The sequence below is a fragment of the Burkholderia sp. 22313 genome (assembly GCF_052045245.1).
Taxonomy (GTDB): domain Bacteria; phylum Pseudomonadota; class Gammaproteobacteria; order Burkholderiales; family Burkholderiaceae; genus Burkholderia.
The window spans coordinates 283,203-296,449 of the sequence record NZ_JBQEON010000001.1; the positions used below are offsets into that span (position 1 = coordinate 283,203).

Here is a 13,247-nt window from a genome sequence, read left to right on the forward strand (position 1 = left end):
GGGCGGTGCCGCTCGCACCGGCCCGGTGTCGTGAAATTGGTCAAGCGCTCAGGTATTCGTGGACGGCCGCATAGCCGCGGCCGTAGCCGCGCGCCTTCGGCGGCACGCCGTTGAAGATCCCGCCTTCCAGATCGACGCCGGCCGTGCGCAGGCGCTTGATCGCGTCGGCGATCTCGCCTTCGGTATGCATGCCCGAGCGCAGCACCAGGAAGGTCGCGCCGGCCATGCGGCCGACGATGGTCGCGTCGGTCACCGCCAGCACCGGCGGCGAATCGATCAGCACGATGTCGTAGCGCTTGCCGAGCCCTTCGAGGTATTGCGGCAGGCGCGTCGACATCAGCAGCTCCGACGGGTTCGGCGGGCGCGTGCCGGCCGAGATGAACGACAGGCCCTGCACCGGCGTCTCGCGGATCGCGTCCTCGAGCGGCGATTGATCGCTCAGCAGTTCGGACAGGCCCGGCTGCGCGGTGAGGCCGAAGTAGCGGTCGAGCATCCCGCGGCGCATGTCGGCATCGATCAGCAGCACGCGCTTGCCCGAATGCGCGAGCAGCACCGCGAGGTTGACCGTCAGGAAGCTCTTGCCGATGCCCGGCGTCGGGCCGGTCAGCACGATCACGCGGTTCTTCGCGTCCATCATCGCGAACTGCATCGCGGTGCGCAGGCTGCGCATGCTTTCGACGCTCAGGTCCTTCGGACGCAAGCTCGCGAGGATCGGCCGCGCGCGGCCGCCGCCCTTCTCGGCCACGGCGTCGAGCTTCACCTGCTCGGCGCTTTGCGGCACCAGCCCGTACAGCGGCAGGTTGAACGTGCGCTCGACGCGGTCCGGATCCTCGATGCCCTGGAACAGGTTGCGGCGCAGGAACACGATGCCAGTGCCGAGGATCAGCCCGAGGAACACCGCCGCCGACAGGATCAGCACCTTCTTCGGCTTGACCGGGTCGCCCGGGCGCAGCGCCGAATCGAGGAGATGGATGTTGCCGCCCGTGCCGGCCTTCTGCACCGACAGCTCCTGCACGCGGTTCAGCAGCAGCACGTAGATGTCCTCGGCAACCTTCGCGTCACGCTGCAGCTGGACGGCCTTCACTTCGGTCGCCGGCAGGCTGCGGAAGCGGTTGCTGAACTTGTCCTTCTCGCCCTGCAGTTCCGCGAGCTGCTGCTTCGCGGCGATCACCATCGGGTGCGAATCGGTGAAGCGCTGCGCGAGCGATGCGAGCTGCAGGCGCTGCGCGGCGATCTGCTGTTCGTACTGCACGCTGCCTTCGAGGTAGACCTTCGCCTCGTCGCTCGCGTTGATCGAGCCGGACGTGCGCTGGTACTGCGTCAGCGCCGCTTCCGCACGCTCGAGGTCGGCCTTCAGGCGCGGTTCCTCGCCCTTCAGGAAGTCGAGCATCTTGGTCGCTTCGGCCTGCTTCGCGATCACGTGCTGGTTCAGGTACGACTGCGCGAGCGCGTTCGCGATCGCGGCGGTCTGGTCCGGATCCTTGCCTTCGAGCGAGATCTGCACGACGCCCGTCTGCTTGCCCTGCTCGGTCACCTGGATGCCCGCCTGGAAGCCGCTGATCGCGTCGAGATCGTTGTAGCGGACCACGGTGAACTGCGTGCCCGGCCGCGCGACGAGCTTCTTCACGAGCAGCGTCACGCCGCCGCCCTGCTCCGATTCGCCGACCTGGCCCGCCAGCAGCCGCGTGCCGTTCGGGTCGACCAGCGAATAGGTGCCGTTCGGGCCGGCCGTCAGCGTCAGCTTCTTGCCTTCGAGCGCGGGCACGACGTTGATCGTGTCGAGGTCGGCGACTTCACCGCCCCACGCGTACGACCGCAGGCCGAACCACGCGCGCGACGGCTCGCCCGGCGTCGCGAGGCGCGCGGCCAGGCTGCCGATCAGCGGCATCGTCTTCGGCACGACCGAGAAGTTCAGCTTGAACTGCTCGACGACCGGCGCGACGACGCCGCGGCTCTTGATGATTTCGATTTCCGCGTCGGTCGGCGCCTGCTGCGGGCCGCTGTTGATCGACGCGCCCGTCTGCGTCTGCGTGAGCGCCTGCGACGTGTTGTCGTTGCCCTCGACCCGCACGTGCACGTCGGCCTGATAGACCGGCTTCGCGACGAAGCAGTACAGGCCGGCGAGCGCGATGACGGTCACCGCGATGCCGAGCAGGAGCCAGATGTCGTCCATGATCACCTGGAGCAACTGGCCGAGGACGACGTCCTCTTCCTCGGTTTTCGCGGTCAGATCCGCGTAGGAGTGTTTCGCTTGCGTGTTCACCATTCGTTCCCGCTTGAGTGGTGCCGGGGCGGAGGCGCCGCCCCGGCGGGCTATCAGCGCGTGATTTGCCGCATGAAGAAGATCGTCTGGATCGTCGGCAACACCTGCTGCAGCACGCGGTTGAACTGCACCGAGCTGGCCGTGCTGACGTAGACGACGTCGAGCGGCTGGAGCGGGAAGCGGCTCGACAGCATCAGCGCATCCGGCTGCGTCATGTCGAGACGGAACACTTCCGGCTTCGTCGGGTTGTCGTGCATCCCGCGCATCACGTAGATCTTGCGCGGGTTCGCATCGGTGTCGAGGATGCCGCCGCCGGACGTCAGCGCATCGGCGAGCGTCAGCTTGCCCTTGAGCATCGGCACGGTGACCGGCGTCTTGACCTCGCCCATGATGAACACGCGGCTGTCGCTGCGGTCCGGCACATTGATGATGTCGCCCGGCTGCAGCATCACGTTCTGCTTCACCTCGCCGCGATCGAGCACGCCGTTCGCGTCGAGCGTGTAGAGCTTGCCGTCGCGCGTCAGGCGCACGCGCTGCAGGTCGGCCTCGTTGGTCGAGCCGCCCGAGCGCGAGATCGCGTCGACCAGCGTCAGCGGCACGTCGCTCACCGCGAGCGGGCCCGGCTGCTTCACCTCGCCCGTCACCTGCACCTTCTGGCTGCGGAACGACAGCACGCGCACGTCGAGCTGCGGATTCTTCACGTAGCGCGCCAGCGTGGTGGCCATCTGCTCGCGGATCTGCGCGACCGTCTTGCCCGCCACCTTGATGCGGCCGACGAACGGGAAGAAGATCGTGCCGTCGGCGGCGACCGTCTGGCCGTACGGATCGGCCTGCCCCGGCAGCGCGGTCGTATACGGCTGCTGCAACGCACCGGCGACCGACTGCGTCGTGTTGCCGCCGCTCGAGAACGACTGGCCTTGCGGCGTCGTCAGCTCGGGGTGATCCCACACGGTGACGCCGAGGATGTCCTGCGGGCCGACGCGGTAGACGTACTGCGACGGATCCGTGTAACGGCCCGGCGGCAGCGGGTGCTCGACCTGCTGCTTCTGCAGCTGATCCATCACCAGCTTCGCGTCGATGTAATGAACCGGATAGGTTTCGGCCTGGCCTTGCCTGCCTTCGTCCTTCAGGTTCGACGAGTCGAGATAGTTGCCGGGCGCGGTCGCGCAGGCCGACAGGAATGTCGTCATCGCGACGGCGAGCGCCAGCGGGCGCATGGGACGTTTCAGCATAGTTTTTGCAGCCATCCTTGAACCAGACGTTCGATCAATGAGTAGCTCTCGCGATAGTCGGCCTCGGGGCCGCCATGCGGATCCGCGATTTCGGCGTCCTCCCACTTGCCCAGCAGGTGGACCTTGCCGCGTGCGAACGGATCGACCGATTCGACGGCCTTGATCTGTTCGCGCTCGCTGACGAGAATCAGGTCGGCGTCGCGCACGATCCGGCGCGACAGCCGCCGCGAGCGGTGCGTCGTGGCATCGACGCCGCGCTCGGCGAGCAGTTGCCGCATCACCGGATCGATGCCGTCGCCGTCGTTCGCACGCACGCCGGCGGAGTGGAACGTCACGCGCGGGCCGCCGCGCGACGCGGTGTGCGACTTGAACAGCATTTCCGCCGCCGGACTGCGGCAGACGTTCGCGTGACAGACGATCAGGATGTTCCGGAACATGGCGTCTCGATTCGGTAACGGGTAACGACGGGTACGGGCCGCGCGCCGGTTACGCGTTCGCGCGCACGGCGCCCGGCACGCGGGCGGCGACGGCCTGGCGCGAGCCGGGGCGGCCGATCGGGTGATACTCGATGCCCTGCTCGCTCATCGTCTCCGGCTCGTACAGGTTGCGGCCGTCGAAGATCACCGGCGACTTCCACTGCCGGCCGAGCGCGGCGAAATCCGGGCTCTTGAACGCCTTCCATTCGGTGACGATCACGAGCGCATCGGCATCGCGCGCGGCCTGCGCCTCGTCGTCGACGAAGGTGAGGCGCTCGAGCCAGCTCGGGTGATTCGCGAGATCGAGCGCGAGCACGCGACGCGCTTCCTGCTGCGCGACCGGGTCGTACGCCGCGATGCGCGCGCCGCGCGACAGCAGCTCGGCGATCAGCTCGCGGCTCGGCGCTTCGCGCATGTCGTCGGTGTTCGGCTTGAAGGCGAGACCCCAGATCGCGAACGTGCGGTCCGTCAGGTCCTCGCCGAAGCGCGCGACGATCTTGTCGGCCAGCACGCGCTTTTGCGTCGCGTTGACCGACGACACGGCCTTCAGGATCTGCAGCGACTGGCCGTGCTCGTCGGCGGTACGGATCAGCGCCTCGACGTCCTTCGGGAAGCACGAGCCGCCATAGCCGCAGCCCGCGTACAGGAAGTGGTAGCCGATGCGCGGATCGGAGCCGATCCCGCGGCGCACGGCCTCGATGTCGGCGCCGAAGCGGTCGGCCAGGTTCGCGAGCTCGTTCATGAACGAGATGCGCGTGGCGAGCATCGCGTTGGCCGCGTATTTCGTGAATTCGGCCGAGCGCACGTCCATGTACAGCGTGCGTTCGTGATTGCGGTTGAACGGCGCGTAGAGCTTCTTCATCAGTTCGCGCGCGCGCTCGCCCGGCACGTCGTCGTCGCAGCCGATCACGATGCGGTCCGGCCGCGTGAAATCGTCGACCGCCGCGCCTTCCTTCAGGAATTCCGGATTCGACACGACCGAGAACATCTGGGCGTCGTTGCCACGCTTGGCGAGTTCCTCGGCGACCGCCGCGCGCACGCGCTCGGCCGTGCCGACCGGCACCGTCGACTTGTCGACGATCACCTTGAAGCCCGTCATGTGGCGGCCGATGTTGCGCGCGGCCGCGAGCACGTACTGCAGGTCGGCCGAGCCGTCCTCGTCGGGCGGCGTGCCGACCGCGATGAACTGCACGTCGCCGTGCGCGACCGCGGCCTCGATGTCGGTCGAGAAGCGCAGGCGGCCCGCCGCGCGGTTGCGCGCGATGACTTCCTTGAGGCCCGGCTCGTGGATCGGCACGCCGCCGTTGTTCAGGATGTCGATCTTCGCCTGATCGACGTCGAGACAGAACACGTCGTGCCCGATGTCGGCGAGACAGGCGCCGGTGACAAGACCTACGTAACCGCTGCCGATGATAGTCAGATTCATGATGTGTCGGACCTCGTGACCAATGATTCGAAATTCGTTAAACCGGAATGCCTGCACGGTGCCGCGGGTCGCGCGGCGACAGGACACCTAGTAAGCGTTGCTGCCGGTGAAGCCTTTCCAGAGCGTCAGCACGACGATCTTGATGTCGAGCCAGAACGACCAGTTCTGCATGTAGTACAGATCGAGCTTCACGCGTCCCATCATCTTCTCGATCTGGTCGGTCTCGCCGCGAAAGCCGTTGATCTGCGCCCACCCGGTGATGCCCGGCTTGATCCGGTAGCGGAACATGTAGCCCTTCACCAGATCCTTGTAGATGTCGTCGTGCGCGAGCGCATGGGGCCGCGGGCCGACGACCGACATCTCGCCCTTCAGCACGTTGATGAACTGCGGCAGTTCATCGAGGCTCGTGCGGCGCAGGAAACGGCCGACCGGCGTCACGCGCGTATCGTTCTTGGTCGCCTGCGTGACCTGCCCCGCGACTTCCTGATGCACCTTCATCGAGCGGAACTTGTAGATCTCGAACTCGTGCCCGTCGATGCCCTTGCGCTTCTGGCGGAAGAACACCGGCCCGCGCGACGTGAGCTTGATCAGGCCGGCGATCAGCAGCATCACCGGCGCCAGCATCGTGAGCGCCGCCAGCGCGAACAGCCGGTCGAACACGAACTTCGGCAGGATCCGCACGTCGGTGATCGGCGACGCCGCGAGGTTGATGGCCGGCACGCCGAGCAGTTCGACCACTTCCTGGTTGAAGAACGACAGCGTGCGCACGTCCGGAATGAAACGGATGTTCACGAAGTCGTGGCGGAACACCGTCACGATCTGGTGAATCCGGCGCTCCTCCGTGATCGGCAGCGTGAGCCACAGCTCGCTGATCGCGCGGCTGCGCACCAGCCACACCAGCGATTCGAACTGCCGCTCGATGCGCACGTCGTCGAGCGCGACTTCGCCCGGCGCCTCGCTTTCGTCGTACACGCACACCGGCTTGAAGCCCGCTTCCGGCCGCGCCCGCATCTGCGCGATCAGCCGCCGCGCCGCCGGCGTGCCGCCGACGATCGCGACCGCCTTCAGGTTGTAGCCGCCACGGCGCAACTGTCGCAGCACGACATGCACGCAGGCCTTCGAGCCGGCGAGCAGCGCCATCGTCACGAGCGCCCAGTAACCCAGCCACAGTCGCGACAGGTCGCCCGACTGGTGAAAGCTGAAGCTCATCAGGATGCCCGCGAGCTCGACCACCAGCCACGCGAACGCGACGCGGACCACCAGCCCGACGAGACGCTTGCCGCGCCACGACTGGTAAATGCCGACGGCCGGAAAGAACACGACGACCAGCAAGCAGTCGAACAACACCGTCGTGCGCTGCAGGTCGTTGAGCCAGATGCCGCCGCCGTGCAGCGCGGCGGCGATCAACGCGCCCAACACGACCATCGCGATATCGATGACTCTCGCCAGCACGCTCAACATGTCTGTTTCCTCTTCTTTGAACAGGCGTTTGCCGAACAGCTCCTTGCGCAGCCCGTGCCGCACATTCGATTCAAACGTTGCATGACGCTATTGAAGCGGCAAGAAAATCGCGCCTCAAGCGCACAAGTATTTCGAAAAATAATCGGCAAATCTTGCCGCGATATCGCGGAATTAAATCGGCAGGTTTTCCCGAATCGATCGCGAATCGATCGTGAATCGGGAATTTTTCGGAAACTTTACGGTTTCCGCCAAACCTTGATGGGAAGGCGCTCCAGCCCGATTCGCCGAATAATTTTTTATTTTTTTATTTGCATCGGATGCTAGCGAGGAAAAATTTCCCGGATACGCGCGCGACGAATCGCGCGACGATATCGCGCAAAGCGCCCGGTTTTATTGTCGATTTACTTCATGCTACAAACGGGCACTGACTTCAATCGAGGAGAGTGTCATCATGAATGCTCCGGCCGTGGCAGCCGATACGCGCCCTTCTTCTTCCGCCGCAACCGACGCCAGCACGCGCGTCGCGGTGCAGCCGGTGATCCTTGCCGGCGGTTCGGGCACGCGTCTGTGGCCGATGTCGCGCGAACACTATCCGAAACAGCTGATCGGCCTGCTCGGCGACCAGTCGCTGCTGCAATCCACCGCACTGCGCCTCGACGGCCTCGCGACCGGCCATCCGCTGAACGACGACGTGCTGATCGTATGCGGCGAGGATCACCGTTTCACGACCGCCGAACAGCTGCGCCTGACGGGCAAGCGTGCGTCGATCATGCTCGAGCCGCTCGGCCGCGACACCGCGCCCGCGCTGACGCTCGCCGCATTGCGGATCGTCGCCGGCGGCGGCGATGCCGTGATGACCGTGATGCCGGCCGACCACGCGGTGGCCGACCAGCCGCGCTTTCACGCGGCCGTCGCGGCCGGCGTGCAGTGCGCGGCGCAGGGCAAGATCGCGACGATGGGCATCGTGCCGGGCCGCGCCGAAACGGGCTACGGCTACATCCGCGTCGGCGCGCCGCTCGGCGACGCCGCCACCGGCAAACTCGACGTGCGTCGTCTCGACCGCTTCGTCGAAAAGCCGCATCTCGAACTCGCGCAGCAGTACGTCGCCTCCGGCGAATACTGGTGGAACAGCGGCATCTTCATCGTGCGCGCGTCGGTGTGGCTGAACGCGATCCGCCAGCTCGAACCCGCGATCCACGCGGCCTGCGAGCAGGCCGTGGCCAACGGCAAGGAAGACGGTGACTTCTTCCGCGTCGATCGCGACGCCTTCGCCGCGTCGCCGTCGAACTCGATCGACTACGCGGTGATGGAGCCGCTCGCGAACCTGCCGGACCTGTGCGAAAGCGTCGTCGTGCCGCTCGACGCCGGCTGGTCGGACGTCGGTTCGTGGGACGCCATCTGGCAGATCCTGCCGAAGGACGATGCCGAGAACGTCGGCCGCGGCCACGTGTTGTTCGAAAACGCCGAATCGACCTTCGCGCATTCGGAAAGCCGCCTCGTCGCCTGCGTCGGCACGCAGAACCTCGTCGTCGTCGAAACGCCCGATGCGGTGCTGGTCGCCGACAAATCCTGCGTGCAGGACGTGAAGAAAATCGTCGGCCGCATCAAGGCCGAACGCCGCGCGGAAGCCACCGACCACCGCAAGGTGCATCGCCCGTGGGGCCACTACGACTCGGTCGACAACGGCGAGCGCTTCCAGGTGAAACGCATCGTCGTGAAGCCCGGCGCGCGACTGTCGCTGCAGATGCACCACCACCGCGCCGAACACTGGATCGTCGTGCGTGGCACCGCGCGCATCACGCGTGGCGAGGAAACCTTCCTGCTGTCCGAGAACGAATCGACGTACATCCCGCTCGGCGTGTCGCACCGTCTCGAGAACCCGGGCAAGATGCCGCTCGAGCTGATCGAAGTGCAGTCGGGCGCGTATCTCGGCGAAGACGACATCGTCCGCTTCGACGATACCTACGGACGCCAGTGATGCAACGCGTGCCGGGCACTTCCATGACGTGCCCGGCAACGCAGGCACGGGCAAGCAAAAGAAAACGCGCGGGCGCCGTGATGCACGACGACCCGCGCGTTTTTGTCCGGACGACGCTCAACCTACGCGATACGCATACTCGCGGTGCTCCGACTGCACCGGATCGTTGCGGCTCTCGGACAGCGCACCCGCGCGACGCTCGGCGATGAAACGCTTGATGTCCGACTCCGCACGCGCCAGCGCGGACAGGCCGGCCAGCACTTCGTTCTGCGGCGCACGCGCCGGCTCGTCGCTCGCCCCATGGCGGTCGATCCACTGGCGCGCCCAGTCGAGCGCGTACTGCTCCGCTTCCTCCGCATCGGTGAAGCGCGGGCCGATCAGGCCCGAGCGCTCGACGCGCCGGTCGTCCTGCGTGATCTCGGCCCACGCGCGGTACATCAGGTTCTGCACCGGCTGCGCGATGCCGCAGATCGTATAGCCGCGGTATTCGTCGACTTGCGGTTCGGCCGCGGCAAAGCTCGCGGCGGACGAACGCCCGGCGCGCAGCCCCGCGGGCTGCGCGCCGGGTACCGAGAACGACGCACCGGACGCCGCGCCCGCGTCGTGGCTCGGCATCGCCGTCAGCATCGCGCCTTCGCCGTCCCAGGCATTCGCCTGCGCGACCGGCAGTTGCCACGATTCCGGGTTCTGCCAGAACACGCCGCGCAGACGGTCGTTGTCGGGCACCGGCTCGGCACGGCATGCCGGCGCGACCGGCACGGGCGGTGGCGGCACATACGCGAACGTACGCCCGCTGAACTGGGTCAGCACGTCGATCATCTGCAGCAGCGTGCCGTTCGCGAGCCACTCTTCGTAGCGGCGGCGGCACGTCGGCCCGGACGGATAGCGTCCGGGCAGTTTGGACCACGCTTCACCGGTCGTCAGGATCCAGAGGACCGCGTTGGCAACGACGCGCGGTTCGGCTCGCGGACGGCCTCGACGGTTCAGCCGGATGGGTTCATCGGCGATCAGCGTTGAAAGACGAACCCACTCTTCATCGTTAAGCTCATCGAAGAACATAGTAGATCTCTCCACGCAGCCAGGCCGGGGCTGCGATTGTCGGCGCCGTCGTCACGCATCGCGTCACGGGGCGGCCCGGTTGCACATTATGGTTATCCGATTGTTGTGCATGCCGGCGCGGCACCGCACTTTCACGGTGCCGCCATTCCCGGCAATGACGCACAAATCACGGTCTCACTCCAATGTGGGAATTTTTGTGCACGAAGCATACCATCCTCAGGGTTTATCTCAATATGACAATGACTTAATGTTACGTACTGAAACAACCTGCGATGGATGCGCAATTGATTTACGCTTGAATTTTTTTAAGCGATCGTTATGCGTGGCGCTGGGAAGCCCCGTCTGGCGGGGCTGTGCGGGGTGCTGACGGGGCCCGTGCGGTGGGCCTTTCCACGTGTTCCGACCCTCTGCGCAACACTCCCTGGGGTCGCCGCCTAAAATCGGTAAATCAGGGGAAATTTCGTAACAAGATATTCACGAATCGGTAAATCGTTCAAATTCTGCCGAACCGAATTATCTCCGCGCACAATCTTTTTATTGTTTCTCTGCGAGTGATGAAAGCGATCTGGCGGCCAATGCACATCGCTTCCCGAGATGCAAGCGCAGACAGGTTTGTTACATCCTCGCGGAAAACGGCAGGCATTTGGCACGATCGGCCGGCCGAGACACCGCGCTTCGGGTCGGAACGGCTTGCCGAACGGCTCGCCGAACGGCCCGTCGAACGCGATTCGGACTGCGTCGCGCTACCCGCGCGCGGCGTCCGTGTCAGCGCAGGTCGCCGGCCAGCGACGCGGCCACGTCCGCGTCCACGCGTTGCGGCGGCACCCTGTAAGCCGGATGGTCGCAGCCGATCGACAGCGCCGCGCCATCCTTGAGCGCCGCACGCATCGGTCCGCTCAATTCGAAGCGCACGAAGTGCACGGCCGAGGTCTTTTCCGCGTTGTCGCGGTCGAGATCCTCGTCGGCGATCGGATACACGTCAGGATGACCGTCGATCCGCAGGTACACGCGATCCTCGACGCCGATCAGCCGCGCGAGCGCCGCCCGCCGCTCGGCCTCGTGCTCGTATTCGATCTGCAGCGTCGCCTTCAGGTTGGTACCGTCGGGCACGAGCGGCAGATAGGCTTCCAGTTCGCCTTCGATGCCGGCCTCGTCGAAGATCTTCTCGATGTGCAGCATCTCCTGGATCTGATAGCGGATCGTGGTCTCGTCCTCGAACAGGAAGCGCAGATGGTTGCCGAGCGCCACCGCGCGGCGGCGCTTGTACGCGACGAGCCGCGCGTGTTCGGCCTTGCGGATCTTCGCGTACGCTTCGAGTGTCAGCAGCGAGTCGCGGGTCAGCGTCATGGGATGTCCTCGGATTGGGATGTCGTCGATGTCGTCGATGTCGTCGCGCAATGGCCGGTTCAGATGCCGTACGCGCGGCGCAACAGCGTCAATGGATGCGCGAGCGGCGCGGCCGGCAGCCCCTGTTCGTCGATGCCCTGCACGATGTGATGGCCGGCGAGCGCGCAATCCGACGATATGACATCCGGTTTCGGCTCGGCCATCGCCTTGAACACGGGCGCGCCGATCCGCATCGCGTCGGCATGGAAGGCCTTCTTCACGCCGAATGTGCCCGCGTGCCCCGAACAGCGCTCGACGACGTTCACGCGCGTATCGGGAACGAGCGACAGCGTGTCGGCCGTCTTGCGGCCGATGTTCTGCACGCGCGCGTGGCACGGCACGTGATACGACACGGTGCCGAGGCCCTGCTTGAAATCGGTCTTCAGCAAGCCGTCGCGATGCCGCGCGATCACGTATTCGAACGGATCCCAGAATGCCTCGGCCACCGCGTGCACGGCTTCGTCGCCGGGGAACATCAGCGGCAGCTCGCTCTTGTACATCAGCACGCAGCTCGGGATCGCGCCGATCAGCGCATAGCCTTCGCGCGCATAGCGCGCCAGCACCGGGATGTTCACCGCCTTCTTCGCGGCGACGCCCGCGAGGTTGCCCTGCTCGAGCAGCGGCATCCCGCAGCAGGCTTCGCGCGTGACGAGCTCGTACGGGATCTCGTTGTGCGCGAGGATCGCGAGCAGGTCGTGGCCGATGCCCGGCTCGTTGAAGTTCACGTAGCACGTCGCGTAGATCGCGACCTTGCCGGGCGTGCGTTCGCCGTCGCGTACCGGCGGGCCGTCCGAGCGCTTCGCGGCACGGCGGAACTTGCGTGGCGCGAATTCCGGCAGCCATGCGTTGCGATCGACGCCGAGCGCCGCTTCGAGCGCGTGGCGCGCGGGCGGCGTGCGATTCACCGCGTTCACCGTCTGCGTGACGATCGGAATGCCCGCGAAATGGCCGAGCGCGTCGGTGTTCGACAGCACCTTGTCGCGCAGCGGCGCTTCGCCACGCCGGTAGCGTGCGGCCTTCGCGCGCAGCATCAGGTGCGGGAAGTCGACGTTCCATGCGTGCGGCGGCACGTAGGGACATTTCGTCATGTAGCAGAGGTCGCACAGGTAGCACTGGTCGACGACCTTGCCGAACGCGTCCTTCGGCACTTCCTCGATGTCGCCCATCGGCGTGTTGTCGACGAGATCGAACAGCGTGGGAAACGCGCCGCACAGCGACACGCAGCGCCGGCATCCGGCGCAGATGTCGAACACACGCGTCATTTCCGCATCGATCGCGGCCTGGTCGTAAAACGCTTCGGACTGCCAGTCGAGCGGATGCCGGGTCGGGGCTTCGAGACTGCCTTCCTTGTGGGGCATGGGGCGCTCCAGCGTGGCGCGCATGCGCGCGGACGCGCCGCCCGCGCGATGCGGGCAGCGATCAACGCACGGCCGGCCGCGGGGCCTGCCCGCCCGGGCCGTGCGGCCTTGACGGGCCCGCGTCAGTCGACGAGTGCGTCCAGCGCCTTCGTATAGCGGTTCGCGTGGCTGCGTTCGGCCTTCGCGAGCGTCTCGAACCAGTTCGCGATTTCGTCGAAGCCTTCGTCGCGCGCCACCTTCGCCATGCCCGGATACATGTCGGTGTATTCGTGCGTCTCGCCGGCGATCGCCGATTCGAGGTTCAGCCGCGACGAGCCGAACGGCAAGCCCGTCGCCGGATCGCCCACCGCCTCGAGGTATTCGAGATGGCCGTGCGCATGGCCGGTTTCGCCTTCGGCGGTCGAGCGGAACAGCGCGGCGACATCGTTCTGGCCTTCGACGTCGGCCTTCGAAGCGAAATACAGATAGCGCCGGTTCGCCTGCGATTCGCCCGCGAACGCGAACTTCAGATTCTCTTCGGTCTTGCTGCCCTTGAGTTGAGCCATTTGCGCCTCCGTTCGAGTCGGCGCGACCGCGTGCGAAGCCGGGCCGACGATGTATATGGGGAA

The 13,247-nt window shown here is 66.1% G+C and carries 10 protein-coding genes; 1 reads left to right on the forward strand and 9 read right to left on the reverse strand.

The genetic code is table 11. From position 1 onward, the window contains the following. Positions 1–40: 40 nt before the first annotated feature. The 5 genes from ACTJKF_RS01190 to ACTJKF_RS01210 all read right to left on the reverse strand — a co-directional run bounded on the left by ACTJKF_RS01190 (position 41) and on the right by ACTJKF_RS01210 (position 6,858). Positions 41–2,266 (reverse strand): polysaccharide biosynthesis tyrosine autokinase, encoded by a 2,226-nt coding sequence (locus tag ACTJKF_RS01190; protein WP_440621710.1) that lies wholly within the window; start codon positions 2,264–2,266, stop codon positions 41–43. Positions 2,267–2,316: 50 nt separating this feature from the next. Next, entirely contained in the window at positions 2,317–3,495 is a 1,179-nt protein-coding gene (locus tag ACTJKF_RS01195; RefSeq protein WP_057924067.1) for a polysaccharide biosynthesis/export family protein, read from the reverse strand. Beyond that, a complete protein-coding gene (locus tag ACTJKF_RS01200; RefSeq protein ID WP_440621711.1) occupies positions 3,489–3,932 on the reverse strand; it encodes a low molecular weight protein-tyrosine-phosphatase in 444 nt (147 codons plus the stop codon). Before ACTJKF_RS01200 ends, ACTJKF_RS01195 begins: the two co-directional genes overlap by 7 nt. A 49-nt stretch (positions 3,933–3,981) precedes the next feature. Further along, entirely contained in the window at positions 3,982–5,397 is a 1,416-nt protein-coding gene (locus ACTJKF_RS01205) for a UDP-glucose dehydrogenase family protein (protein WP_440621712.1), read from the reverse strand. Between the two features lie 87 nt (positions 5,398–5,484). After that, complete coding sequence (locus ACTJKF_RS01210) at positions 5,485–6,858, reverse strand: undecaprenyl-phosphate glucose phosphotransferase (protein ID WP_440621714.1); 1,374 nt, start codon at positions 6,856–6,858, stop codon at positions 5,485–5,487. 451 nt (positions 6,859–7,309) lie between these two features. On the opposite strand from ACTJKF_RS01210, the gene ACTJKF_RS01215 reads away from it, so the two are divergent. Further along, positions 7,310–8,836, forward strand: coding sequence for a mannose-1-phosphate guanylyltransferase/mannose-6-phosphate isomerase (locus ACTJKF_RS01215; protein WP_440621715.1), 1,527 nt, complete (start codon positions 7,310–7,312; stop codon positions 8,834–8,836). 117 nt (positions 8,837–8,953) lie between these two features. On the opposite strand, the gene ACTJKF_RS01220 is transcribed toward ACTJKF_RS01215, so the two are convergent. The 4 genes from ACTJKF_RS01220 to ACTJKF_RS01235 form a co-directional block, all read right to left on the reverse strand. Further along, positions 8,954–9,895 (reverse strand): transposase, encoded by a 942-nt coding sequence (locus ACTJKF_RS01220; RefSeq protein ID WP_440621716.1) that lies wholly within the window; start codon positions 9,893–9,895, stop codon positions 8,954–8,956. Between the two features lie 765 nt (positions 9,896–10,660). Further along, positions 10,661–11,242 (reverse strand): DUF3501 family protein, encoded by a 582-nt coding sequence (locus ACTJKF_RS01225; protein WP_440621717.1) that lies wholly within the window; start codon positions 11,240–11,242, stop codon positions 10,661–10,663. Positions 11,243–11,301: 59 nt separating this feature from the next. Then, entirely contained in the window at positions 11,302–12,639 is a 1,338-nt protein-coding gene (locus tag ACTJKF_RS01230; protein WP_440621718.1) for a heterodisulfide reductase-related iron-sulfur binding cluster, read from the reverse strand. A gap of 122 nt (positions 12,640–12,761) precedes the next feature. Beyond that, positions 12,762–13,184 (reverse strand): rubrerythrin family protein, encoded by a 423-nt coding sequence (locus ACTJKF_RS01235; protein WP_440621719.1) that lies wholly within the window; start codon positions 13,182–13,184, stop codon positions 12,762–12,764. Positions 13,185–13,247: the final 63 nt, after the last annotated feature.

Coding starts and splice junctions, on each gene's coding strand:
- ACTJKF_RS01230 (WP_440621718.1), bottom strand. CDS start 12,639: ATGCCCCACAAGGAAGGCAGTCTCGAAGCCCCGACCCGGCATCCGCTC.
- ACTJKF_RS01215 (WP_440621715.1), top strand. CDS start 7,310: ATGAATGCTCCGGCCGTGGCAGCCGATACGCGCCCTTCTTCTTCCGCC.
- ACTJKF_RS01200 (WP_440621711.1), bottom strand. CDS start 3,932: ATGTTCCGGAACATCCTGATCGTCTGTCACGCGAACGTCTGCCGCAGT.
- ACTJKF_RS01235 (WP_440621719.1), bottom strand. CDS start 13,184: ATGGCTCAACTCAAGGGCAGCAAGACCGAAGAGAATCTGAAGTTCGCG.
- ACTJKF_RS01225 (WP_440621717.1), bottom strand. CDS start 11,242: ATGACGCTGACCCGCGACTCGCTGCTGACACTCGAAGCGTACGCGAAG.
- ACTJKF_RS01195 (WP_057924067.1), bottom strand. CDS start 3,495: ATGCTGAAACGTCCCATGCGCCCGCTGGCGCTCGCCGTCGCGATGACG.
- ACTJKF_RS01220 (WP_440621716.1), bottom strand. CDS start 9,895: ATGTTCTTCGATGAGCTTAACGATGAAGAGTGGGTTCGTCTTTCAACG.
- ACTJKF_RS01210 (WP_440621714.1), bottom strand. CDS start 6,858: ATGTTGAGCGTGCTGGCGAGAGTCATCGATATCGCGATGGTCGTGTTG.
- ACTJKF_RS01190 (WP_440621710.1), bottom strand. CDS start 2,266: ATGGTGAACACGCAAGCGAAACACTCCTACGCGGATCTGACCGCGAAA.
- ACTJKF_RS01205 (WP_440621712.1), bottom strand. CDS start 5,397: ATGAATCTGACTATCATCGGCAGCGGTTACGTAGGTCTTGTCACCGGC.